Genomic DNA, 22,169 nt, shown 5'->3' with positions numbered 1-22,169 from the left:
GCGCCGTAGATGCCGGTCGGGTGGAACTGGATGAACTCCATGTCCTGCAGCGGCAAGCCCGCGCGCAGCACCATGGCATTGCCGTCGCCCGTGCAGGTATGCGCCGACGTGCAGGAGAAATAGGTACGGCCATAGCCGCCCGTCGCCAGAATGACGAGCGAGGCGCGGAAGCGATGAACCTCGCCGGTCGCCATGTCGAGCGCGACGACGCCGCGGCACTGGCCCTCGGCGTCCATGATGAGGTCGATGGCGAAATATTCGATGTAGAACTCGGCGTTATGCCGGACCGACTGGCCGTAGAGCGTGTGCAGCATCGCATGGCCGGTGCGGTCGGCCGCCGCGCAGGTGCGCTGCGCGATGCCTTCGCCGAAATTCGTGGTCATGCCGCCGAAGGGCCGCTGGTAGATGCGTCCGTCCTCGGTGCGCGAGAAGGGCACGCCGAAATGCTCGAGCTCGTAGACGGCTTCCGGCGCCTGGCGGCAGAGATATTCGATGGCGTCCTGGTCGCCGAGCCAGTCGGAACCCTTCACCGTGTCGTACATGTGCCAGCGCCAGTCGTCCGGGCCCATATTGCCGAGCGAGGCGGCAACGCCGCCCTGCGCCGCGACGGTGTGGCTGCGGGTCGGGAAGACCTTGGTGATGTTGGCCGTGCGAAGCCCCTTTTCGACGCAGCCGAGCGTGGCGCGAAGGCCGGCGCCGCCGGCACCGACGACGACGACGTCGAAAGTGTGATCGTGGAACTCGTAAGCAGTCGTCATGAGCTTATGTCTCGACGCTTGAAGGAAAGGAACTCAGCCGCCGAAGCCGATCTTCGCGACCGCATAGAGGCAGGCGAGACCGACGGCGTAGGAGAAGAAGAAATTACCGATGAGGGCGAGGCTGCGCAGCCGCGCGCCCGTCACATAGTCCTCGATGACGATCTGCATGCCGATGCGCATATGCATGATCGCCGCAACGACGAAAAGAAGTGCCGCAACGGCAATGAACGGATTGCCGAGCGCGGCGCGCGCCGTCTCGTAATCGGCGCCGACAAGCGAGACGGCGAAGCCAGTGAAGAAAAGCCCGAGCGGCACCATCGCGATGGCGGTAATGCGCTGACGGATGTGGTCGCCGGTGCCGGACTTCGCCGAACCGTGAGCGAGAACGCGGCCGAGCGGCGTGCGCATATCCTTTTTCGAAGCGGACATCAGATCGCCCCCCGCATGGTGCAGATGACGGCCCAGACAAGGACCGTGGCAGCAAGCGCGGCAATGGCCGCCGCCCAGCTCATGCGATCCGCCGCCTTGGGCGAGGTCGCGACGATCTCGTCCCAGACGAGATAGCGGATGCCACTGAAGAGATGATGCAGCAGCGCCCAGGTGAAACCGAAAAGAACGAGCTGGCCGAGCACATGATCGGCGACCGAACGGAACGCCGCATAGGCCTCCGGGCCGGTGGCCGTCGCGATCAGCCACCAGGCGACGAGCGCCGTGCCCGCATAAAGGGCGACGCCGACGATGCGATGCAGGATCGACATCGCCATGGTGATCGTGAGGCGATAGATCTGGAGATGCGGAGAGAGCGGCCTCTCTACGGCTTGTCGCTGTTCAGCCATCCGAAGAACCCCGTTTCGGGCAACAAGGAGATCGGCGGACCCGGACGGGCCCGCATGTGTTGTCTCGTTGTTTATCGCGCGGCGGCGCACATGGCAAATCCCCTGACGCCGTCATGGGAACCGTTTGCCTCCGGACCCCGCGCAAAGCGGTTTGCAGGAAAACGGGATGCGGCAAGTGCCCGGAAACGCTGGGGCAAAGGCCGCCTGCGCAAAACTGCGAAGCTTTCGCAACTAAGCGGACGCATGATGCGCTGACAATATTCGCAACGAGGACGAAGCGCATGAATGCAGAAGCGATTCCCGCCCGCCTTTGAGGATCAGCCGAGCGGCGCGCGCCCGACAGTCGCGGGCGGCACGCCGAGGCCAATATCGATCCAGTGCCAGACGGTCGAGCGCTCGATCCGGGCCAGGCCCGGCAGGTCGTCATGGGGCTTCGCATCGAAATTGACGAAGATGACGATGTGGTCCGCCGGCCCGCCCGATTTCGAGATCGGCAGGATCGTATATTCGTAGAGGATCGACTGGCCCTCCGCCGTGGTCGCGGGCGTCGCCTGCCAGAGGCCGCAGGGCTGCCGGAGACAGGCCATCACGCAATCATGGGCGTATTCGCGGATCGCCGGATCGGCGAGCGTCAGGTAGTCGGTCCCGGTCAGATCGTAGCCGAAGAAGTCGCGAAAGCCCGAGCCGGTGAGCCGGAAGGGAAGCGCGACCGCGTGCGGGTCCGGCTCGATGATCGCGAACCGGGTCGCGAAAGGCGCAAAGCGCCGCAGGTCGATCGCGCTGCGGGGCGGCACGTCGAGGCCCGCCCGCGCGGCTTCCCAGGCTTCCTCGAAGGCGATGCTCTCGGGTGAACGCATGTTCGTGACGCCCGTGGATTGCGGATGACCGCCCGTCTCGAGGGAAAGCATATTGCCCAACTCCTTGTGCGCCAAATTTCTCACCGGCGCGGCATCAACACCCAATAGTCGAGGTCGAGGATGACGCCGTCCTCGTAGCCTTTTTCCTTCGGCCCCGGGAAATCGCCGCAGGGCCGGTCTTTCGTGGCGAAGGTGCGTATCCTGAGCGCGCCGAGATCCGCCCGCCCCTTCATCTCCGCCTTGTCGAGCACCTCCGACCAGGCGAACACCGTGTCGCCGGCAAAGCAGGGCGCGACATGGCGCCCGCCATTGATGGCGGCGACGAGAACGGCATTGCCGAGCCCGTTGAAGGAGAGCGCGCGGGCAAGCGAGATGACATGGCCGCCATAGATGAGGCGGCGGCCGAAGCGGCCTTTGCCTTCCGTATACTGATTGAAATGGACCTTCGCGGTATTTTGATAGAGCCGCGTCGCCATCATGTGTTCGGCTTCCTCGATGGTGATGCCGTCCACATGGTCGATCTTTTCGGCCACTTCGTAGTCGTCCCAGAGATGGGGGCTGCCGGAGGCCGCCGTGTCGAAGCCCTTGAAGGAGGTGCCTGCGGGCGCGGCGAGATGCGCCGCACCGACGGCGGCGGGCAGATGCGGCACATCCTCTTCCGGCGCGGGCGAGGCGGCATGGCGCTTCCGGACCATCACCCAGCGCACATAATCGAGAACGATATCGCCCTTCTGGTTGCGGCCCGTCGAGCGGACATAGACGACGCCCGTCTCGCCGTTCGAATTTTCCTTCAGCCCGATGACCTTCGATTCGCTCGACAGCGTATCGCCGGGAAAAACGGGCTTGAGGAAGCGGCAATCGGCATAGCCGAGATTGGCCACCGCATTGAGCGAGACGTCCGGCACCGTCTTGCCGAAGACGATGTGGAAAGCGAGCATGTCGTCAACGGGCGCAGTTGCGTAACCGGCCTTGCGCGCGACTTCCGCCGAGGATTGCAGCGAGAAGCGCGAACCGAACAACGCCTGGTAGAGCGCGACGTCGCCTTCCGTGACCGTGCGCGGCGTCGCGTGATGCAGCACCTGCCCGACCTTGAAGTCCTCGAAGAAGTTTCCGGCGTTGGTTTTGGTCATGTCAAATTCGTCCAAAATAACTCTCGCGAGATCGCCCTAGCTAGCCCCATATCCGCAGAATCTAAGCACCTCGATAGCCGCAATAATTAATGCGGAAACGGAAGCCATAGCTGCAAGCAATGTTTGCCACCAAGTGAGGTCCAACCGCTTCTCGATAAGCAATCTCTTCCCGTCGAAATGTAGCTGATAGCGGCTATCGAGCCCGAACAACGACAATCCTTCAATTGAAATGGCTCTGACATCCGTCGGCCATTCCGGTGGTCGTTGGCCCGCAATCGCCTTTGCTCTTATATCGTCCCAATTCAATTCGCTCGCACCATTCGCCATCTTAGTCGCTCCTTCATGAAGCGTTTAGCTCCGCGATCGCATCGGCAATCGCAACCGTGCGCTTCGCGATTTCCGCGTGAAGGATCTCGACCATCTTGCCGTCGACCTTCAACACGCCCTTGCCCTTGTTCTCAGGCAGCTCGAAGGCCTCGATGGTCTTTCGCGCGAAAGCAACGGTCTCCGGGTCCGGCGAAAAGATACCGTTGCAGGGGCCGACCTGGCTCGGATGGATGAGCGTCTTGCCGTCGAAGCCCATGTCGCGGCCCTGCTCGCAGATGGCGGCGAAGCCGTCCTCGTTCTTGATGTCGTTATAGACGCCGTCGAGGATGACGAGCCCATAGGCGCGCGCCGCGATGAGCGCGAGGCCGAGCGAGGCGAGCATGGGCACGCGGTCCGGCGTATGCGCGGCGCGAAGCTCCTTGGCAATGTCGTTGGTGCCCATGACCCAGACCGACATGCGGCTTCCCGGCTCGCGCGCCTTGGCGGCAATCGCCTGGATGTTGAGCATGGCAAGCGGCGTCTCGATCATGCACCAGAGCTGGATGCCGCCCCGGGCGCCCGCTTCGGAGAGCGCATGTTCGGCGCGCTCGACATCGGCGGCGGAGTTGATCTTCGGCACGAGGATCGCGTGAGGGCCAGCGGCGACGGCGGCCTCGATGTCGGCCAGGCCCCAGGGCGTGTCGAGCCCGTTCACGCGGATGGCGATTTCGCGCTTGCCATAACCGCCCTGTTTCGCGGCGGCGCAGACCTGCGCGCGCGCCTCTTCCTTGGCGTCGGGTGCGACCGCGTCCTCGAGATCGAGGATCAGCGCATCCGCGGGGATGTCCCTCGCCTTTTCAAGCGCGCGGGCGTTCGATCCCGGCATGTAGAGGACACTGCGGCGCGGGCGGGCGACAAGTTCGGCCATGAAGGGTCTCCGGTTCGCGAGGAATGGCGAGGGGACACTATAAAGCCCGGCGCCGCCTGTGAAGCGGCAATGTGACGGGAAAGAGAGCTAGCTCGCGATCCGCTGGGGCAACTCGAGGATGCGGGCATGGGGCATGCGGATGGTGATGGTCGTGCCCTCGCCGGGCTCGGATTCGATGACGAGCGTCGCGCCATGCAGACGGGCCAGCGCCCTTGTCAGCGGCAGGCCGAGGCCCGTGCCTTCGGTCGTGTAGATATTGCTGTCCTTGCCGATCTGGCGGAAGGGCTCCAGCGCGATCGGAATGTCCTTCTTGGCCATGCCGATACCCGTGTCTGACACGCGGAAAGCCATGCGCCCGTCCGGCTCCATGAAGGCGGCGAGGCCGATATTGCCGCCCTTCGGCGTGAACTTGACGGCGTTCGAGACGAGATTGAGCAGGATCTGCCGGAGCGCGCGCTTGTCGCCCATGAGCAGTGGCAGGTCATCTTCGACCTTGACCGTGAGATTGACCCCCGCCTCGTCGGAGCGATGACGCATCATGCGCTCGCAGCTCGCGACGACATCGAGCACGTCGAGTTCTTCCTCATAGAGCTCGTAGCGGTCGGCCTCGATCTTCGAGAGGTCGAGAATGTCGTTGATGAGGCTGAGGAGATGGCTCGACGACTTGTGGATGTCGCCGACATATTCCTTGTAGCGCTCGTTCTCCACCGGCCCGAAAAGCTCGCCGTTCATGACTTCGGAAAAGCCGATGATGGCGTTCAAGGGCGTCCGGAGCTCGTGGCTCATATTGGCGAGGAATTGCGATTTCGAGGCATTGGCGAGTTCGGCCGCGTCGCGCGCGTCGCGCAATTCGTTCGCGGTGCGCTCGCGGATGCGCACCTCGCTGTTGAACTTGTCGAGCACGAGATTGTAGCGGCGCGCCATTTCGCCCGCTTCCGTGAAGGGTTCGACATGGAGGGGTTTCGAAAAGTCGCCCCGCGCCGCCTGCCCTTCCATCGCGCCCAGCACGTCGAGAAGCGCGGAAGATGCGCCATGCTCGGCGATGTTGAGGCCGGTGCGCTCGGCATCCGACGAGACGCGCAGCGGCAGGAACCGGTCGACGATGAGAAGCACGATATAGGCGGTGCCGAAGGCGAAGACACCGGCAGCCGCGACGCCAAGCGCCTGCACGCCAAGCTGTTCGAGGCGCGTATGCCCGCCGGGAAAGAGCGACGTTTCGCCGAACAACGCGACGGCGAGCGTGCCCCAGACGCCGGCGGCGAGATGAACCGGCACGGCATCGACCGCGTCGTCAATTTCGAGCCGGGCGAGAAGCTCGCTCGCAACATAGCAGACGAGACCGCCGCCCGCGCCGATGAGGACCGCATTGCTGGTGGTGACGATGTGGCAATTGGCGGTGATGGCGACGAGGCCCGCGAGAATGCCGTTGAGCGCCGCCTGCACTTCGGGAAGACCCTTGCGCAGCCAGCTGACGGTCGTGACGGCGATGCCGCCCGCCGCCGCCGCAAGCATCGTGTGGACGAGGATGTAGGGCACGCTCGAATTGAGCGCCAGCGTGGAGCCGCCATTGAAGCCGAACCAGCCGATCCAGAGCAGGAACATGCCGAGCGTCGCCATCGGCATGTCGTGGGGCTCGATGCGCTTGCCATTATGGCCGAAGCGGCCGATGCGGGGCCCAAGCACGAGGATCGCGGCGAGCGCGATCCAGCCGCCAATGCTGTGGACGACGGTCGAGCCGGCGAAATCGACGAAGCCGCGCCTTTCGAGCCAGCCCGCCGCCTCGCCATCGAGGATGCCGCCCCAGGCCCAGTGGCCGAAGACGGGATAGATCATCATGGAGAGGATCGCCGCCGTGATGACATAGCCGCGAAAGCTCATGCGCTCCGCGACCGCGCCCGAGACGATGGTGGTGGAGGTGGAGCAGAAGGCGAGCTGGAAAAAGAAGAAGACCATGATCCAGGCATTGTCGCCCAGCCCGCCCGCCGCGCCTTGAAAGGCGAAGTCCGACGCGCCGAAGAAACCGGAGACGCTGGCGCCGAACATGAGGCCGAAGCCGACAAGCCAGAAGCCCATGCCCGCGACGCAGAAGTCGAGCACGTTCTTGATCGCGACGTTGATCGAGTTCTTCGCGCGCACGAGCCCGGTCTCGAGACAGGCGAAGCCCGCCTGCATCAACAGCACGAGGATCGTGCAGATCAGGACCCAGATCGTATCGATCGACTGCGCAACGCTACCCACAACTCGCCCCCGGCTGTCCGATGTGACGGCGTGAGTATCCGGGTAAAAGGTAAATTTTTCTTTCGGCGTGCTGCGGCGCAAAACGAAAAACGCGCGGAAATCCTGCACATATTTTGTGCAGGATTTAGCGGGAGGTTAACGCGGAACTGTCAGGAGACGGAGGATTGCTCCTTACGCCGCCTTTTTCAGATAGCGCGCGCCGAGAATTTCCGCGATCTGCACGGCGTTGAGTGCCGCGCCCTTGCGCAAATTGTCCGAGACGACCCAGATGTTGAGGCCGTTCTCGACCGTCGGGTCGACGCGGATGCGGCTGATGAAGGTTGCATATTCACCGACGCATTCGATGGGCGTCACATAACCGCCATCCTCATGCTTGTCGACGACGAGGCAGCCCGGCGCCTCGCGCAGGATGTCCCGCGCTTCCTCGTCCGAGATCGGCCGCTCGAACTCGATATTGATCGCTTCGGAATGACCGACAAAGACCGGCACGCGCACGCAGGTGGCGGTCAGCTTGATCTTCGGATCGAGGATCTTCTTCGTCTCCGCCATCATCTTCCATTCCTCCTTCGTCTGCCCGTCTTCCATGAAGACGTCGATATGGGGAATGACGTTGAAGGCGATCTGCTTGGTGAACTTGCCTTCGTCGATGCTGTCGTTGACGAAGATCGCGCGCGTCTGGCTGAAAAGCTCGTCCATCGCCTCCCTGCCCGCGCCCGACACCGACTGATAGGTCGCAACGACGACACGGCGGATGCCGGCCGCGTCATGCAGCGGCTTCAGCGCGACGACCATCTGCGCCGTCGAGCAGTTCGGATTGGCGATGATGTTCTTCTTGGCATAGCCCGCGATGGCCGACGCATTCACTTCCGGCACGATCAGCGGCACGTCGGGGTCCATGCGCCACTTCGACGAATTGTCGATGACGACGCAGCCCTTGGCCGCGATCTTCGGCGCCCATTCGGCCGACATCTCGCCCGACGTCGCCATGAGGCAGATATCGGTGCCCGCGAAATCGTAGGTTTCGAGCGCCTTGACCTTCAGGTCGCGCTCGCCGAACGACACTTCCGTGCCCTGGCTGCGGCGGGACGCCAGCGCCACGACCTCATCGGCCGGAAACTCGCGCTCGGCGAGGATGTTGAGCATTTCGCGGCCCACATTGCCCGTGGCGCCGAGAACGGCAATCTTGTAGCCCATGATCGTCTTCCTTGTTTGAACCGCCTGCCGGAGCGGTTCTCCAACGGGTCAGGCGGCCGAAAAATCTATCCGTTCAGTTTGGTGAGCGCGGCGAGGATCGCGTCGCCCATCTCTTTGGTTCCGACTTTTTTCATACCCGGCTGCATGATGTCGCCGGTGCGCAAGCCCTCGGCGAGCACCGTGTCGACGGCTTTTTCGAGCAGGTCGGCATCGGGCCCGAGTTCGAACGTGTAGCGCAGCGCCATGGCGAAAGAGAGGATCGAGGCGATGGGGTTCGCCGCACCCGTGCCCGCGATATCGGGCGCGGAACCATGCACCGGCTCATACATGGCGCAGGCCTTGCCGGACGCGTCCTTCGCGCCGAGCGACGCCGACGGCAGCATGCCGAGCGAGCCCGTGAGCATGGAAGCGATGTCGGAGAGCACGTCGCCGAAGAGATTGTCGGTGACGATGACGTCGAACTGCTTCGGATTGCGCACGAGCTGCATGGCGCAATTGTCGGCCAGCATGTGTTCGAGCTTCACATCGGCGAACTTCTCCTTGTGGAGTTTAGAGACTTCCTCGTACCAGAGCACGCCCGACTTCATCACATTGCGCTTCTCGACCGACATGACGCGGTTGCCGCGCTTCTTCGCGAGATCGAAAGCGACCTCGGCGATGCGCCGGATTTCGCTCGTCGTGTAGACCTGCGTGTCGACACCGCGCCGCTCGCCATTGCCGAGATCGGTGATCTCCTTCGGCTCGCCGAAATAGACGCCGCCGGTGAGCTCGCGCACGATCATGATGTCGAGACCCTCGACGATCTCGCGCTTGAGCGAGGAAGCATCGGCCAGCGCCGCGAAGCAGAGCGCGGGGCGGAGGTTTGCAAAGAGTTCGAGATCCTTGCGCAGCCTGAGCAGCCCCGCTTCGGGGCGGCCCTCGTAAGGCACATTATCCCATTTCGGCCCGCCGACCGCGCCGAGCATGACGGCATCGGCGCGCTTCGCCTTCTCGACCGTCTCGTCCGTCACCGCGACGCCATGCGCGTCGTAGCAGCAGCCGCCGACGAGTTCGTTCTCGACCTTCGCGCCGAACTTGCGATTGCCGTTGAACCATTGGATCACGCGCTCGACTTCGCCCATGACTTCCGGGCCGATGCCGTCGCCGGCGACGATGAGGATGTTTCTTGTCATTTCCGTTCTTTCACATCATGTCATGCCCGGACTTGATCCGGGCATCCAGGAGCCGCCTGCTCAGTGCGCGCGGCTCTGGATTGCCGGGTCAAGCCCGGCAATGACGTATTTATTTACACTCAGAGCCAGGGCTGCGTCTCTTCGAGTTTCTTCTCGAAGGTTGCGATCTCGGCTTCCTTCTTGAGCGTGAGACCGACGCCGTCGAGGCCTTCGATGAGGCAATGCTTGCGGAAGGGGTCGATGTCGAAATTGATGACGCCGCCATCCGGCCCGCGGATTTCTTGGCGCTCGAGATCGATGGTGACGACGGCATTGCTCCCGCGTTCCGCATCGTCCATCAGCTTGTCGACCTCTTCCTGCGGCAGCACGATGGGCAGGATGCCGTTCTGGAAACAGTTATTGTAGAAGATATCGGCGAAGGAGGGCGCGATCACGCAGCGGATGCCGAAATCGAGCAGCGCCCATGGCGCATGTTCGCGCGACGAGCCGCAGCCGAAATTCTCGCCCGTGACGAGGATCTGCGCATTGCGATAGGCCGGCTTGTTCAGCACGAAATCCGGAATCTCCTTGCCCTCGTCGTCATAACGCATCTCGTCGAAGAGATTCTTGCCGAGACCCGTGCGCTTGATCGTCTTCAGGAACTGCTTCGGAATGATCATGTCGGTATCGACATTGATGATCGGCAGCGGCGCCGCGACGCCAGTCAGCTTGTTGAACTTATCCATCACGTTGCCCGTCTTTTGTTTAGGAAAAAGCGTTCCCCTGCACTAATCTGCATACAGATATAAGGGATATAATCATGTCTGGAACTCTATTCTCATTGCTAGCTTTGGTGATTGCAGGTTTGGGCTGGGTCATCCGTCAAGAAATGGAGAAGAGACGACGCATCGAAGATCAATTATCCCAAGAGAAATACGAGACCTATATGATCTTAGTTGATGCTTTCTTCGACATGTTTTTCAAACACGCGACGACTGAAGAAAATTCGTCACCAACCCAAGAAGCAGACCCGGAATTTGTTGAAACGCTCAGGAAATTCAATAAACGCCTAATCTTCTATGGTTCAGACTCCGTCATTGCTGCACACCAACGATACATGGACTCGGTATATACCGGGGACACTGTGTTCAACCAGATGGAACTATTTGGGGCACTTATCACCGCGATACGCAAAGATATGGGCTACCCAAATACAAAGTTCACTCCGAAAACTTTCATGAAGCAGATTCTCAATGATTATCACACCTCAATTGGTCCGGGTGGCACGCTAGAGAAACTTCACAAGAAGTATCCCGACTTGTAGATCACCCCATCGAACAACGTCTACCACCTGCAACGATCACTCCATCTCCCGCACATCGACGAAATGCCCCGCAAAGGCCGCCGCCGCCGCCATGGCGGGCGAGACGAGATGCGTGCGGCCGCCGCGGCCCTGACGGCCTTCGAAGTTGCGGTTGGACGTGGACGCGCAGCGTTCGCCGGGCTCGAGCTTGTCGGCATTCATGGCAAGGCACATCGAGCAGCCGGGCTCGCGCCATTCGAAGCCCGCTTCGAGGAAGATCTTGTCGAGGCCTTCCTTCTCCGCCTGTTCCTTCACAAGGCCGGAGCCGGGCACGACCATGGCGTTGACCGTCGGCGCGACCTTGCGGCCCGCCTTGATCGCCTTTTGCGCAATGACGGCGGCGGCGCGCAGATCCTCGATGCGGCCATTGGTGCAGGAACCGATGAAGACGCGGTCGATCTTCACTTCCGTCATCGGCGTGCCGGGCTTGAGGCCCATATAGTCGAGCGCGCGGCTCATCGACTTCGCATGCGCTTCGTCATGCACATCCTTCGGGTCCGGCACGCGGTCCGTGATCTTGATGACGTTCTCAGGGCTCGTGCCCCAGGTGACGAGCGGCGGCAGGTTGGCGATGTCGACGGTGATTTCCTTGTCGAACTTCGCGCCTTCGTCCGACGGCAGCGTCTTCCAGTATTCGACCGCCATCTCCCACGCCTTGCCCTTCGGCGCACGCGGGCGGGCTTCGAGATAGGCGTAGGTCTTTTCGTCCGGCGCGATGAGGCCGGCGCGGGCGCCGCCTTCGATCGTCATGTTGCAGACGGTCATGCGGCCTTCCATGGAAAGGTCGCGGATCGCCTCGCCCGCATATTCGATGACATAGCCGGTGCCGCCCGCCGTGCCGATTTCGCCGATGATGGCGAGCACGATGTCCTTGGCGGTGAAGCCTTCCGGCGCCTTGCCCACCACATTGATGCGCATGTTCTTCGCCTTGGACTGGATCAGCGTCTGGGTGGCGAGCACATGCTCGACTTCCGACGTGCCGATGCCATGCGCGAGCGCGCCGAAGGCGCCATGCGTCGAGGTGTGGCTGTCGCCGCAGACGATGGTGGTGCCGGGCAGCGTGAAGCCCTGTTCGGGTCCGACGATATGCACGATGCCCTGGCGGATGTCGGACATCTGGAGATATTCGACGCCGAAATCCACCGCGTTGTGTTCGAGCGTCTCGACCTGGATGCGGCTCTCTTCGTCGGCGATGCCCTTGGAGCGGTCGGTCGTCGGCACATTGTGGTCGGCGACGGCGAGCGTCTTCTGCGGCGCGTGAACCTTGCGATGCGCCATGCGCAGGCCCTCGAAGGCCTGCGGGCTCGTGACCTCATGCACGAGATGGCGGTCGATATAGAGGAGGCCCGTGCCATCCTCGGCCATCTCGACCAGGTGCGCATCCCAGATCTTGTCGTACATTGTGCGAGGTGCCATTTGCTTCTCTCTCTTCCGGCGGCGCCTTGCGCGGGGGTTCCGCGCGTCGCCGCACTTCTTCTTCGTTTCAGATCGTTGTTCGGAGCCGCATAACAAAAAAGCGGGCCCTGGGCGCTTCACCGCCCTGCCCGCTTTTCTAGAGACAGTTCCCGCTTATGCGGACGAAATCAGGCGGCGCCGTTCTCTTGGCTGCGGGTCTTGTCCTGCTTTTTCTCGGTAATTCGGGCAGCCTTGCCGCGCAGCCCGCGAAGGTAATAGAGCTTCGCACGGCGCACACGGCCCTTGCGCAGGACCTTGATCGAGTCGATCAGCGGACCGTAAAGCGGGAACACGCGCTCCACACCCTCGCCATAGGAAATCTTGCGGACGGTGAAGTTCTCGTTGATGCCACCGCCGGCGCGCGCGATGCAGACGCCTTCATAGGCCTGTACGCGCTCGCGGGTGCCTTCGATAACCTTCACATTGACCTGCAGCGTGTCGCCGGGCGCGAAGTCGGGAAGGGTCTTGCCATTCGCAAGAGCTTCCATCTGCTCCTGATCGAGCTGCTCGATGATATTCATGGGTCTCAACCTCGGATATGAAGGCGCTCAGGGTTTTCGGGACATCCCCGCCCGGAAGCGCGCTTCCCTAACATAAATAATAGGCATTGGCGACTGTCTTAGGGCCTTTTCCGGAGAAATTTCTCCCAGAGATCGGGCCGCCGCTGCCTGGTGGTCTCTTCGGCCCTCTCCCGGCGCCATGCCTTAACCTTTGCATGGTCGCCGGAAACGAGGACCGGCGGAATTTCACGGCCCTCGAAGAGCGGGGGCCGCGTGTAGTGCGGGTACTCAAGGAGCCCGCTTTCGAAACTTTCGTCCTCGCCGGACGCCTCTTTGCCCATGACGCCCGGCAGAAGCCGGACCACGGCATCGAGAAGCGCCAGAGCCGCCGGTTCTCCGCCCGAAAGGACGAAATCCCCGAGGCTGATCTCTTCCATCTCCCGGGCCTCGATGACCCGCTGATCGAGCCCTTCGAAGCGCCCGCAGAGAAGGACGGCGCCGGGGCCCGAGGCCAGTTCCCTGACCCTTTGCTGGGTCAGAGGCCGCCCCCTCGGGCTCAGATAGATCAGCGGCCGCCGGTCCCCCTGCGGGTGGACCGCATCGACCGCCGCCGCCACGACGTCCGCCCGCATCACCATGCCGGGCCCGCCGCCTGCCGGCGTATCGTCCACGGAACGGTGCCGGTCAGTCGCGAAGGAGCGGATATCGACCGCGTCCAGCGACCATGTCCCCGCTTCCAGCGCCCGGCCCGCGAGCGAAAGGCCCAGGGGCCCCGGAAACATCTCCGGAAAGAGCGTCAGCACGGTGGCCGGCCAGCTTTCACGCATCGGGCGCTCCCGCAGCCGCCTCGTCGCCGAACGTGCCGGCAGGCGGGTCGATCACGACCTTCCCGCCCTCGATATCGACTTCAGGGACATTCTCGTCCGTGAAACCCATCAGCACCGCCTCGCCGCCATCTTCGGGCGCGATTTCGAGGAGGTCGCCCGCCCCGAAATTCTCGACCCCGACGATCCGGCCATAGGCCTTGCCGTCGATACCGACCGCAAGGAGCCCGACGAGATCGGCGTGATACCAGCCTTCGTCGTCCTCATCCGTCTGCGGCAGGCGCTCGCGCGGCACGTAAAGCTCGGTGCCCCGGAGCGCGGCCGCCACGTCGCGGTCGGTCACGCCTTCGAGACGGCATATGACGAGATCCTTCGCCATGCCCTTCGTCTCGATGGCGAACCGCCTCGCCCCGTCCTTCGTCTCGACCGGCCCATAGGCGGCGACACTTTCGGGCTCCGCCGTGAAGGGCTTTACCTTCACGAGCCCGCGCACGCCATGCGCGCCGGTGACGACGCCCAGACAGACCTTGCCGTTCCGCTCGTCAGCCATCGGCGCGATGCGCAAGCGCGATTACGCCTGCGCCTCTTCGGCAGGGGCTTCCTCGGCGGGCGCGGCTTCGGCGGGCGCTTCGGCGGCAGCCTTCGCAGCCGCGGCGGCTTCTTCCGCCGCCATGCGCGCGGCTTCGAGACGCTCCTGCGCCTTCGCCTTCGGCTTTGCCTTTTCCGGGTTGCTGCGGGCCGCACGCGTCAGCACGCCGGCATCGCTCAGGAAGCGGGCAACGCGGTCCGTCGGCAGCGCGCCAACACCGACCCAGTGCTTCGCACGCTCGACATCGAGCACGACGCGCGCGGCATCGTCCTTGGCGAGCAGCGGGTTGAAGGTGCCGATCTTCTCGATGAAGCGGCCGTCGCGGGGCGCGCGCGTATCGGCGACCACCACACGGTAGAAGGGCCGCTTCTTTGCGCCGCCACGGGCGAGCCGGATTTTCAGAGCCATCTTGTCTTACCTTTCATGCAGTCCAGCCAAACTGTCGGGCCGGAATTTCATTCATCCGTATACGAATCTTGCGCGCGTTACTTTTTCTTCTTGCCGGAAGGCAGCCCCGGAAGACCGGCAGGCATGCCGCCAAAGCCGGAACCGGGGAGGCCGGGCAATCCCTTTGGCAGGCCGCCCATACCGCCCATACCGCCCGAGGAAAGCGCCTTCTGGAGCGCCTTCGGATCGTTTGCGAGTTCCGGCGGAAGGTCGGGCATCGCGCTGCCACCACCACCGCCACCGAAGAGTTTCGACAACATGCCGCCCTTCTGGCGGCTCATCGTCTTCATCATGTCCGCCATCTGGCGGTGCATCTTGAGGAGCCGGTTGATCTCCTGCACTTCCGTCCCCGAGCCTTTCGCGACGCGCTTCTTGCGGCTCGCGTTGAGGAGCTTCGGGTTCTCGCGTTCGGCCCTCGTCATCGAGGAGACAATGGCGATCTGGCGCTTGATCGTGCCGTCGCCCATATGCGCCTGCGCGGCCTGCATCTGCGCCTTGCCGACGCCCGGCAACATGCCGAGGAGCCCCTTCATGCCGCCCATGCGGCCCATCTGGCGAAGCTGTTCGGCGAGATCGTCGAGGTCGAACTGGCCCTTGCGGAGCCGCTCGGCCATCTTCTCCGCCTTTTCGGCGTCGATGCTCTCGGCGGCCTTTTCGACAAGGCTGACGACGTCGCCCATGCCGAGGATGCGGCCAGCGACGCGGTCGGCGCGGAAATCCTCCAGCGCGTCCATCTTTTCGCCGGTGCCGAGAAGCTTGATCGGCACACCGGTGACGGCGCGCATGGAAAGCGCCGCGCCGCCGCGCCCGTCGCCATCGGCGCGCGTCAGCACGATGCCGGTGACGCCGATGCGGGCATTGAACTGTTCGGCGACATTGACCGCGTCCTGACCGGTCAGGCTGTCGGCGACAAGCAATGTCTCGTGAGGGCTGGCGATGTCGCGCACTTCGGCGACTTCGGCCATCAGCTCTTCGTCGATATGGATGCGGCCCGCCGTGTCGAGCATCAGCACGTCGAAACCGCCGAGCCGCGCGGCCTCGACGGCGCGCCGGGCGATCTGGACCGGCTGCTGGCCCGCAACGATCGGCAGCGTGGCGACGCCCACCTGCTCGCCAAGCACCTTCAACTGTTCCTGCGCGGCGGGACGGCGCGTGTCGAGCGAGGCCATCATGACCTTGCGCTTCTCGCGCGTGGTCAGCCGCTTGGCGATCTTGGCGGTGGAGGTCGTCTTGCCCGAGCCCTGGAGGCCCACCATCATCAGCACGACGGGCGCGGCGGCGCGCAGCGAGATCGAGGTATCGGCCTCCGCCCCGCCCAGCATTTCGACCAGTTCGTCGTGAACGATCTTGATGACCTGCTGGCCCGGCGTGACGGACTTCAGCACTTCATGGCCGATGGCCCGTTCGCGCACCTTGTCGATGAAGGACTTGGCGACCGGCAGCGCGACGTCGGCCTCGAGAAGGGCCCGCCGCACTTCGCGCATGGCCTCGTCTACGTCCTTCTCGCTCAGGGAGCCGCGCCCCTTGAGCCTGGAAAGAACGTCGCCGAGACGGCCTGAGAGATTTTCGAACACGGGTTCGCTAAATCCTTGTCACACAAAGCAAAAACGCTTCCGCGAGCGAATATCGCCGGCGGAAGTTGACCCGGGCGCGATGCCTCGGGCGGGTCGGGCGCAGGTAATGTCCCGAAAACGTGGGCGGAACCTAGGGGCCGGGCGCCGGGAAGTCAATATCGGCGGGCATGGACTTGACTCGGGCATGTAGTTAGCTAACTTAGCTAAGCTAACTTAGCTAACCTTGGAAACAGGCCCATGACCGAGACCGTCACCATCCACAAGGCGAAGACCGAACTCTCGAAGCTGCTCGCCCGCGTGGAAGCGGGAGAGGAGATCGTGATCGCGCGCGGCAACAAGCCGGTGGCGAAGCTCGTGGCCGCCGATCCCACGCCGAAGCCCAAACGCAAACCGGGCCGATGGGCCGGCAAGATGAGCATCGGACCGGAATTTTTCGAGCCCTTGTCCGACGAGGACCTCGAACTCTGGGGCGAAAAATAGGTGCGGCTTCTGCTCGATACGCACACCTTCATCTGGTGGATGACAAATGACCGTGCGCTGCCCGCATCTGCGCGCGAGATAATCGGCCGTGAAGACAACGACGTCTTCCTGAGCGCTGCCACGGCGTGGGAAATGGCGATCAAGCACAAGATCGGCAAGCTTCCCGTCGTCGCCGGCTTCATCGCCGATGTGCCGGGCGCCATGGAGGCCGAGGGATTTGTCGAGCTTCCGGTATCGGTCGTCCATGGCCAGATGGCAGGCGCGCTGGACGGGCACCACAAGGATCCTTTCGACCGCATGCTGATCGCGCAGGCGCTCTGCGAAGAGCTGACGCTCGTCTCGAACGAAACGCGGTTCGACACCTATGGCGTCACAAGGCTCTGGTAAGCCGCTCTTTCAGCAATTCGAGCGCCGCCACCCCGAAGGCCCGCATATTGGCGGCGCGTTCCGCCGAGCCCGTGCTGACCGTGATCGAAGCCGGGTGAGGCCCCGCAAGCCCGACCACCGCCGTGCCGGGCCCCGGCCCGTAAGGCGAACCGGAAGGCCCGGACGCGCCCATTTCGGCAAGCGCCCATGTCGCCCCGAACTTCTCCCGCACCACTTCGGCCATCGCCGCCACGTAAGGTTCCGTCAGCGGCTTCACATCCGGCGCGGGCGGACCCTGGAGATCGTAGAGCGCCTTGGCGGCGCCCCGCGTATAGATGACGGTGCTGCCGAGATAGAAGGCAGAGGCGCCAGGCTGGGCGACCAGTGCGGCGGACACGAGCCCGCCCATGGAGCTTTCCGACAGGGCCAGCGTCTCGCCCCTTTTCTTCAGCAGGTCCGCGACTTCAGCCGCGAGCGGCAGGAGACTTTCCATCAGGCTTTTCCCATTTCCCGCACCGCATAGAACTCCTTGTCCCAGATGAGATAGAGGAGGCGCGTCGGCATCTTGTAGGCGCGGGAGACGAAATTCGCCTGCGCCGCGTGAATTTTCCAGCCTCGCACTTTGGAGGCCGCGTTGCCCGGCGTCGAATGGGTGGGCAACGGCTGGTTCTCCGCGATGAAGCGCCCGGTCTTCCCGCCAAGCGTCAGCAGGGAGTTCCGGGGGATCAGCGGATAGGCAACAAAGCGAGGGCCGCGATAGCCCTCCGCCGCGGCACGAAGCTGCGCGATCGCCTGTTCGGCCGCGAGCCCGATGCGCATATGGTCCTTGTGGCCGGTGGCGCCGCTCGCGGGCCAGAAGGCGACGACGAGATCGGGCTTGTAGCGCGTCATGGCGCTGACTACGCGGGCGACGAGTTCATCGAGCGGCTGTTCGGGCAGGCCGCCATCGGGATAATCCCAGACCTCCTGCTCGTCGATGCCGAGCGCAAAGCCGTTTTTCAGCACTTCCGCATGACGGATGACGCCAAGCTCGCTCTGCCGGCAGACGACCGGGGACTGCCTGCCCGCATCGCCCTTCGTGGCCGTCACCATGCCGAGCCAGGCCCCACCCGCCTTGGCCGAGGTGAGGAGCCCGTTGATGAGCTGCTCGTCGTCCGGATGGGCGAAAACGGCTAGAATTCGCTGCGCGCCCAGCTCGCCCGCCAGCGAGCGGACATGCCGCGCCACCTTGTCCTCGAAGAGGCGGTGGAAGCGGTACCAGACGGCGAGGACGGCAAGCACCGCCAGCGCGAGCGCCCCGATGATCCAGAGCATGGAACCTCCCTTTCCGGTCCGGCTTTCCATTTGGCTCGCCCACTACTGGCACAAGCGGCCAAAAAGGGCCATATAGGAGCGCATCATGACCGGCATGACGCACCATTTTCTGAAGATGAACGGGCTCGGCAACGATTTTGTCGTGCTGGACCTGCGCCGCGAGCCGCTGGCGCTGACGGATGCGCTCGCGCGCGCGATCGCCGACCGGGAAAAAGGCATCGGCTGCGACCAGCTCATCACCATCGAGGAACCGCGTCACGGCGGCGATGCCTTCATGGGCATCCGCAACCAGGATGGCGGCACGGTTGAGGCCTGCGGCAACGCGGCCCGCTGCATCGGCAAGCTCATCCTGGACGAAACGGGCAAGGACGCCGTCGTCATCGAGACGCTGGGCGGCGACACGGTGGCGACCCGCGCCGATGGCGGCAACATCACGGTCGACATGGGCGCCCCGCGCCTCAGATGGGACGAGATCCCGCTCTCCGAAGAATTCCAGGACACGCGCGGCATCGAACTCGAAATCGGGCCGCTCGGAAACCCGATCATGCATTCGCCGGGTGTCGTCAATGTCGGCAATCCGCATGCGGTCTTCTTCGTCGAGGACGCGGACGCGATCGACCTCGAACGCTCGGGCCCCATGCTCGAACATCACCCGCTCTTTCCCGAGCGCGCGAACATCTCGGTCGCGCAAGTGCTCTCGCCGACACACCTGAAGCTGCGCACATGGGAACGCGGCGTCGGGCTGACGCGCGCCTGCGGCACGGCGGCCTGCGCGGCGACCGTTGCCGCCATCCGCCGCCGCAAGACGGAACGCGAGATCACGGTGAGCCTGCCCGGCGGCGACCTCACCGTCGAATGGCGCGAGGCGGACAATCACATCTACATGACCGGTCCCGTGATGCTCGACTATGAGGGCGAGCTCGACCCTGCGCTTCTTTCGGGAGCGGCGGCATGAACAAGGGCACCGAAATCGTCACTTTCGGTTGCCGCCTCAACGCCTATGAATCCGAGGTCATGCGCGGCCATGCCGATGCGGCGGGCCTCGATGGCGCCATCGTCTTCAATACCTGCGCGGTGACGGCGGAAGCCGAACGCCAGGCCCGGCAGGCGATCCGCAAGGCGCGCCGCGAGAACCCAGAGGCGCGCATCATCGTGACGGGCTGCGCGGCGCAGGTGAACCCGGACGAATTCGCCGCCATGCCCGAAGTCGATCTCGTGATCGGCAATGACGAAAAGATGCAGGCCGCAAGCTGGCAGCCCGCCCTCGCCCTCCATGCGAACGAGAAGGTGCGCGTGAACGACATCATGTCGGTCACGGAAACGGCGGGGCATCTGGTGCAGGGACTTGAGGGCCGCGCGCGCGCCTTCGTGCAGGTGCAGAACGGCTGCGACCACCGCTGCACCTTCTGCATCATTCCCTATGGCCGCGGGCCGTCGCGCAGCGTGCCCGCGGGCGAGGTCGTGGCGCAGGTGCGCACCCTCGTCGAAAACGGCTACCGCGAAGTGGTGCTGACGGGCGTCGACATGACCTCCTATGGAAGCGACCTGCCGGGAAGCCCGAGCCTCGGCAATCTCGCGCGGCGCATTTTGAAGCTCGTGCCGGAACTCGAACGCCTGCGGCTTTCGTCCATCGACAGCATCGAAGCGGACGGCGACCTGATGCGCCTCATCGCCGATGAAGAGCGGCTGATGCCGCATCTCCATCTTTCGCTGCAATCGGGCGACGACATGATCCTGAAGCGGATGAAGCGCCGCCATCTGCGTGACGATTCGATCCGCTTCTGCGAGGAAGCGCGGCGACTGCGCCCCGACATCGTTTTCGGTGCGGATTTCATTGCGGGCTTCCCGACCGAGACGGACGAGATGTTCGAGAACACGATGCGCCTCGTCGACGAATGCGGGCTGACCTGGCTGCATGTCTTCCCCTTCTCGCCCCGCCCCGGCACCCCCGCCGCGAAGATGCCGCAGGTCGCCCGCGACGTGGGCAAGGCGCGCGCCGAAAGGCTACGCGCGAAAGGCCGCTCGCGCGTGCTCGCGCATCTCGAAGAAGGGCTCGGCGCGACGCGGCCCGTGCTCATGGAGACGGCGACGCTCGGGCGCACGCATCAATTCACGCCGGTGCGCGTGGCGGAGGAAGCGCGCGCAGGCGACATCCTCGCGCTGCGTCTTGCCGCGCATGACGGTCAGAGTTTCGAAGGTTTGAGGGCGGCGTGAGCGAGAGCGAGACGAACGGCGAGACGGTTGAGAAGAAATCGCTCTTCCGCCGCATGAAGGAAGGGCTGACCCGCTCGACAAAGACCCTGTCGGACGGCATCACCGGCATCTTCACGAAGAAGAAGCTCGATGCCGCGACGCTGGAAGAACTGGAGGAACTGCTGATCTCAGCGGACCTCGGGCTCGATGCGGCCGCTTCCGTAACCGAAGCTGTGGGCAAGGATCGCTACAACAAGGAAGTGAGCCCCGAAGAGATCCGCGAAATTCTCGCCGGGGAAATCGCGGCCGTTCTGAAACCCGTCGAAAAGCCGCTCGTCATCGACGCGACGAAGAAGCCCTTCGTGATCCTGATGACCGGCGTCAACGGCGCCGGCAAGACGACGACCATCGGCAAGATCGGCGCGAAGCTGAAGGCGGAAGGAAAGAGCGTCATGCTCGCCGCCGGCGACACGTTCCGCGCTGCCGCCGTCGAACAGCTGAAAGTCTGGGGCGAGCGGATCGGCGCGCCTGTCTGCGCGACGAAGATCGGCGGCGACGCGGCGGGTCTTGCCTATGAGGCGCTCGCCCGCGCGAGGGAAGAAGGCACCGACGTGCTGATGATCGACACGGCTGGCCGCCTGCAGAACAAGGCCGACCTCATGGCCGAGCTCGAAAAGGTGATCCGCGTGATCCGCAAGCTCGACCCCGAAACGCCGCATGCGACGCTGCTCGTGCTCGATGCGACGACGGGCCAGAACGCGGTGAACCAGGTCGAGATTTTCGGGCAGGTCGCGGGCATCACCGGCCTCGTGATGACGAAGCTCGACGGCACGGCGCGTGGGGGCATTCTGGTCGCGATCGCGAAGAAATTCGGCCTGCCTGTGCATCTGATCGGCGTGGGCGAGGGGATCGACGATTTGCAGACTTTCAACGCCGACGCCTATGCGCGCGCGATCACGGGTGCGAAGTAAACCCGGGGGTTGATCCACGCCACCGCCCCATGCGTAACTGAATAGACTTGGAACCGGAGAGATCATGAGCGACAGCAAGGCCGACACGACGCATGGCGGCATGACGAACTCGCAATGGGTCCGCATGGCGATCGAACTCGGGCCTCTCGTCGTCTTTTTCCTGTTGAATTCGAAGGCCAACAGCCTCTTCGGCAACGAGCCGGCGCAGAACATCTTCTACGCAACCGGCGGCTTCATGGCCGCGACCGCGATCTCGCTCGCCTACTCCTATGCGAAGTTCCGGAAGATCCCGACCATGCCGCTCGTCACCGGCATTTTCGTGATGGTCTTCGGCGCCCTCACCATCTGGCTCCAGGACGACCAGTTCATCAAGGTGAAGCCGACCATCGTGAACGCGCTTTTCGCCGCCGCCTTGCTCGGCGCGGCCGCGATGGGCAAGCCGGTCATGAAGCAGCTCTTCGACGGCGCCTTCAACCTGACCGACAAGGGCTGGATGGTGCTGACGGTGCGCTGGGGCCTGTTCTTCGTTTTTCTCGGCGTCGTCAACGAAGTCGTATGGCGCAATTTCTCCACCGACTTCTGGGTGAGCTTCAAGCTCTTCGGCATCATGCCGCTGACCATGATCTTCGGCATCGCGCAGATCCCCGTGCTCACGAAACACGCACCGAAGAACGAAACGGAAGCCGCCGAATAAG

25 protein-coding genes and 1 pseudogene are annotated in these 22,169 nt (G+C 63.8%); 7 read left to right on the top strand and 19 right to left on the bottom strand.

Going from position 1 to position 22,169, the window contains the following annotated elements:
* From ACKUUH_RS01220 to leuD, 11 genes are all read right to left on the bottom strand, one after another.
* The coding region (locus ACKUUH_RS01220; protein WP_407948012.1) for an FAD-binding protein at positions 1-758 on the bottom strand (758 nt) is incomplete at its 3' end.
* A 33-nt stretch (positions 759-791) separates the two neighbouring features.
* Positions 792-1,187, bottom strand: a complete 396-nt coding sequence (gene sdhD, locus ACKUUH_RS01215; protein WP_407948011.1) for a succinate dehydrogenase, hydrophobic membrane anchor protein — start codon at positions 1,185-1,187, stop codon at positions 792-794.
* Positions 1,187-1,594, bottom strand: a complete 408-nt coding sequence (sdhC, locus tag ACKUUH_RS01210) for a succinate dehydrogenase, cytochrome b556 subunit (RefSeq protein ID WP_407948010.1) — start codon at positions 1,592-1,594, stop codon at positions 1,187-1,189. Before sdhC ends, sdhD begins: the two co-directional genes overlap by 1 nt.
* A gap of 317 nt (positions 1,595-1,911) precedes the next feature.
* The gene (locus tag ACKUUH_RS01205; protein WP_407948009.1) at positions 1,912-2,502 is read right to left on the bottom strand and encodes a PAS domain-containing protein; all 591 of its coding nucleotides are present in this window, start codon (positions 2,500-2,502) and stop codon (positions 1,912-1,914) included.
* Between the two features lie 29 nt (positions 2,503-2,531).
* Positions 2,532-3,581 carry a MaoC family dehydratase gene (locus tag ACKUUH_RS01200; protein ID WP_407948008.1) on the bottom strand — a complete coding sequence of 350 codons (1,050 nt, stop codon included), beginning with the start codon at positions 3,579-3,581 and terminating at the stop codon, positions 2,532-2,534.
* A 36-nt stretch (positions 3,582-3,617) separates the two neighbouring features.
* The gene (locus tag ACKUUH_RS01195) at positions 3,618-3,908 is read right to left on the bottom strand and encodes a hypothetical protein (RefSeq protein ID WP_407948007.1); all 291 of its coding nucleotides are present in this window, start codon (positions 3,906-3,908) and stop codon (positions 3,618-3,620) included.
* A 13-nt stretch (positions 3,909-3,921) separates the two neighbouring features.
* Positions 3,922-4,815 (bottom strand): HpcH/HpaI aldolase/citrate lyase family protein, encoded by an 894-nt coding sequence (locus ACKUUH_RS01190; RefSeq protein ID WP_407948006.1) that lies wholly within the window; start codon positions 4,813-4,815, stop codon positions 3,922-3,924.
* Between the two features lie 87 nt (positions 4,816-4,902).
* A complete protein-coding gene (amt, locus tag ACKUUH_RS01185) occupies positions 4,903-7,053 on the bottom strand; it encodes an ammonium transporter (RefSeq protein ID WP_407948005.1) in 2,151 nt (716 codons plus the stop codon).
* Positions 7,054-7,224: 171 nt separating this feature from the next.
* Positions 7,225-8,247: an aspartate-semialdehyde dehydrogenase gene (locus tag ACKUUH_RS01180; RefSeq protein ID WP_407948004.1), complete on the bottom strand. Its 1,023-nt coding sequence runs from the start codon at positions 8,245-8,247 to the stop codon at positions 7,225-7,227.
* Positions 8,248-8,312: 65 nt separating this feature from the next.
* Entirely contained in the window at positions 8,313-9,419 is a 1,107-nt protein-coding gene (gene leuB / locus ACKUUH_RS01175; protein WP_407948003.1) for a 3-isopropylmalate dehydrogenase, read from the bottom strand.
* Between the two features lie 119 nt (positions 9,420-9,538).
* Entirely contained in the window at positions 9,539-10,144 is a 606-nt protein-coding gene (gene leuD / locus ACKUUH_RS01170; RefSeq protein WP_407948002.1) for a 3-isopropylmalate dehydratase small subunit, read from the bottom strand.
* Between the two features lie 74 nt (positions 10,145-10,218).
* Between leuD and ACKUUH_RS01165 the strand changes: the two genes are divergently transcribed.
* A complete protein-coding gene (locus ACKUUH_RS01165; protein WP_297772060.1) occupies positions 10,219-10,722 on the top strand; it encodes a hypothetical protein in 504 nt (167 codons plus the stop codon).
* Between the two features lie 36 nt (positions 10,723-10,758).
* On the opposite strand, the gene leuC is transcribed toward ACKUUH_RS01165, so the two are convergent.
* The 6 genes from leuC to ffh form a co-directional block, all read right to left on the bottom strand.
* Positions 10,759-12,177 carry a 3-isopropylmalate dehydratase large subunit gene (leuC, locus tag ACKUUH_RS01160; RefSeq protein WP_407948001.1) on the bottom strand — a complete coding sequence of 473 codons (1,419 nt, stop codon included), beginning with the start codon at positions 12,175-12,177 and terminating at the stop codon, positions 10,759-10,761.
* Positions 12,178-12,344: 167 nt separating this feature from the next.
* Positions 12,345-12,737, bottom strand: a complete 393-nt coding sequence (gene rplS, locus ACKUUH_RS01155) for a 50S ribosomal protein L19 (RefSeq protein WP_322312811.1) — start codon at positions 12,735-12,737, stop codon at positions 12,345-12,347.
* 98 nt (positions 12,738-12,835) lie between these two features.
* Positions 12,836-13,543, bottom strand: coding sequence for a tRNA (guanosine(37)-N1)-methyltransferase TrmD (trmD, locus tag ACKUUH_RS01150; RefSeq protein WP_407948000.1), 708 nt, complete (start codon positions 13,541-13,543; stop codon positions 12,836-12,838).
* Entirely contained in the window at positions 13,536-14,105 is a 570-nt protein-coding gene (gene rimM, locus ACKUUH_RS01145; RefSeq protein WP_407947999.1) for a ribosome maturation factor RimM, read from the bottom strand. Before rimM ends, trmD begins: the two co-directional genes overlap by 8 nt.
* 6 nt (positions 14,106-14,111) lie before the next feature.
* Positions 14,112-14,537, bottom strand: coding sequence for a 30S ribosomal protein S16 (rpsP, locus tag ACKUUH_RS01140; protein WP_322312808.1), 426 nt, complete (start codon positions 14,535-14,537; stop codon positions 14,112-14,114).
* A 77-nt stretch (positions 14,538-14,614) separates the two neighbouring features.
* Positions 14,615-16,150: a signal recognition particle protein gene (gene ffh, locus ACKUUH_RS01135; protein ID WP_407947998.1), complete on the bottom strand. Its 1,536-nt coding sequence runs from the start codon at positions 16,148-16,150 to the stop codon at positions 14,615-14,617.
* A gap of 237 nt (positions 16,151-16,387) precedes the next feature.
* Between ffh and ACKUUH_RS01130 the strand changes: the two genes are divergently transcribed.
* Both ACKUUH_RS01130 and ACKUUH_RS01125 read left to right on the top strand, forming a co-directional pair.
* On the top strand, positions 16,388-16,630 hold the full coding sequence (locus ACKUUH_RS01130; RefSeq protein ID WP_407947997.1) for a type II toxin-antitoxin system Phd/YefM family antitoxin: 243 nt from the start codon (positions 16,388-16,390) through the stop codon (positions 16,628-16,630).
* Positions 16,631-17,017 (top strand): type II toxin-antitoxin system VapC family toxin, encoded by a 387-nt coding sequence (locus tag ACKUUH_RS01125; RefSeq protein WP_407947996.1) that lies wholly within the window; start codon positions 16,631-16,633, stop codon positions 17,015-17,017. It begins immediately after the preceding gene.
* Here ACKUUH_RS01125 and ACKUUH_RS01120 read toward each other — a convergent pair.
* Both ACKUUH_RS01120 and ACKUUH_RS01115 read right to left on the bottom strand, forming a co-directional pair.
* A complete protein-coding gene (locus ACKUUH_RS01120; RefSeq protein WP_407947995.1) occupies positions 17,001-17,489 on the bottom strand; it encodes a CinA family protein in 489 nt (162 codons plus the stop codon). The genes ACKUUH_RS01125 and ACKUUH_RS01120 overlap by 17 nt on opposite strands.
* Positions 17,489-18,310 carry a PIG-L deacetylase family protein gene (locus ACKUUH_RS01115; RefSeq protein ID WP_407947994.1) on the bottom strand — a complete coding sequence of 274 codons (822 nt, stop codon included), beginning with the start codon at positions 18,308-18,310 and terminating at the stop codon, positions 17,489-17,491. Before ACKUUH_RS01115 ends, ACKUUH_RS01120 begins: the two co-directional genes overlap by 1 nt.
* An 85-nt stretch (positions 18,311-18,395) precedes the next feature.
* On the opposite strand from ACKUUH_RS01115, the gene dapF reads away from it, so the two are divergent.
* The 4 genes and pseudogenes from dapF to ACKUUH_RS01095 all read left to right on the top strand — a co-directional run bounded on the left by dapF (position 18,396) and on the right by ACKUUH_RS01095 (position 22,168).
* A complete protein-coding gene (gene dapF / locus ACKUUH_RS01110) occupies positions 18,396-19,265 on the top strand; it encodes a diaminopimelate epimerase (protein ID WP_407947993.1) in 870 nt (289 codons plus the stop codon).
* Positions 19,262-20,524 (top strand): tRNA (N(6)-L-threonylcarbamoyladenosine(37)-C(2))-methylthiotransferase MtaB, encoded by a 1,263-nt coding sequence (mtaB, locus tag ACKUUH_RS01105; protein WP_407947992.1) that lies wholly within the window; start codon positions 19,262-19,264, stop codon positions 20,522-20,524. The genes dapF and mtaB overlap by 4 nt, the downstream gene beginning before the upstream one ends.
* 20 nt (positions 20,525-20,544) lie before the next feature.
* Positions 20,545-21,474: pseudogene (ftsY, locus tag ACKUUH_RS01100) on the top strand (signal recognition particle-docking protein FtsY); the annotation flags it as partial.
* Between the two features lie 64 nt (positions 21,475-21,538).
* Entirely contained in the window at positions 21,539-22,168 is a 630-nt protein-coding gene (locus ACKUUH_RS01095) for a septation protein A (RefSeq protein WP_407947991.1), read from the top strand.
* Position 22,169: the final 1 nt, after the last annotated feature.

The sequence above is a fragment of the Parvibaculum sp. genome, assembly GCF_045863935.1.
Classification (GTDB): Bacteria; Pseudomonadota; Alphaproteobacteria; order Parvibaculales; family Parvibaculaceae; genus Parvibaculum.
This window is presented reverse-complemented; position numbering and strand designations above follow the sequence as displayed.

Coding starts and splice junctions, on each gene's coding strand:
- sdhD (WP_407948011.1), bottom strand. CDS start 1,187: ATGTCCGCTTCGAAAAAGGATATGCGCACGCCGCTCGGCCGCGTTCTC.
- sdhC (WP_407948010.1), bottom strand. CDS start 1,594: ATGGCTGAACAGCGACAAGCCGTAGAGAGGCCGCTCTCTCCGCATCTC.
- ACKUUH_RS01205 (WP_407948009.1), bottom strand. CDS start 2,502: ATGCTTTCCCTCGAGACGGGCGGTCATCCGCAATCCACGGGCGTCACG.
- ACKUUH_RS01200 (WP_407948008.1), bottom strand. CDS start 3,581: ATGACCAAAACCAACGCCGGAAACTTCTTCGAGGACTTCAAGGTCGGG.
- ACKUUH_RS01195 (WP_407948007.1), bottom strand. CDS start 3,908: ATGGCGAATGGTGCGAGCGAATTGAATTGGGACGATATAAGAGCAAAG.
- ACKUUH_RS01190 (WP_407948006.1), bottom strand. CDS start 4,815: ATGGCCGAACTTGTCGCCCGCCCGCGCCGCAGTGTCCTCTACATGCCG.
- ACKUUH_RS01180 (WP_407948004.1), bottom strand. CDS start 8,247: ATGGGCTACAAGATTGCCGTTCTCGGCGCCACGGGCAATGTGGGCCGC.
- leuB (WP_407948003.1), bottom strand. CDS start 9,419: ATGACAAGAAACATCCTCATCGTCGCCGGCGACGGCATCGGCCCGGAA.
- leuD (WP_407948002.1), bottom strand. CDS start 10,144: ATGGATAAGTTCAACAAGCTGACTGGCGTCGCGGCGCCGCTGCCGATC.
- ACKUUH_RS01165 (WP_297772060.1), top strand. CDS start 10,219: ATGTCTGGAACTCTATTCTCATTGCTAGCTTTGGTGATTGCAGGTTTG.
- leuC (WP_407948001.1), bottom strand. CDS start 12,177: ATGGCACCTCGCACAATGTACGACAAGATCTGGGATGCGCACCTGGTC.
- rplS (WP_322312811.1), bottom strand. CDS start 12,737: ATGAATATCATCGAGCAGCTCGATCAGGAGCAGATGGAAGCTCTTGCG.
- trmD (WP_407948000.1), bottom strand. CDS start 13,543: ATGCGTGAAAGCTGGCCGGCCACCGTGCTGACGCTCTTTCCGGAGATG.
- rpsP (WP_322312808.1), bottom strand. CDS start 14,537: ATGGCTCTGAAAATCCGGCTCGCCCGTGGCGGCGCAAAGAAGCGGCCC.
- ACKUUH_RS01130 (WP_407947997.1), top strand. CDS start 16,388: ATGACCGAGACCGTCACCATCCACAAGGCGAAGACCGAACTCTCGAAG.
- ACKUUH_RS01120 (WP_407947995.1), bottom strand. CDS start 17,489: ATGGAAAGTCTCCTGCCGCTCGCGGCTGAAGTCGCGGACCTGCTGAAG.
- ACKUUH_RS01115 (WP_407947994.1), bottom strand. CDS start 18,310: ATGCTCTGGATCATCGGGGCGCTCGCGCTGGCGGTGCTTGCCGTCCTC.
- dapF (WP_407947993.1), top strand. CDS start 18,396: ATGACCGGCATGACGCACCATTTTCTGAAGATGAACGGGCTCGGCAAC.
- mtaB (WP_407947992.1), top strand. CDS start 19,262: ATGAACAAGGGCACCGAAATCGTCACTTTCGGTTGCCGCCTCAACGCC.
- ACKUUH_RS01095 (WP_407947991.1), top strand. CDS start 21,539: ATGAGCGACAGCAAGGCCGACACGACGCATGGCGGCATGACGAACTCG.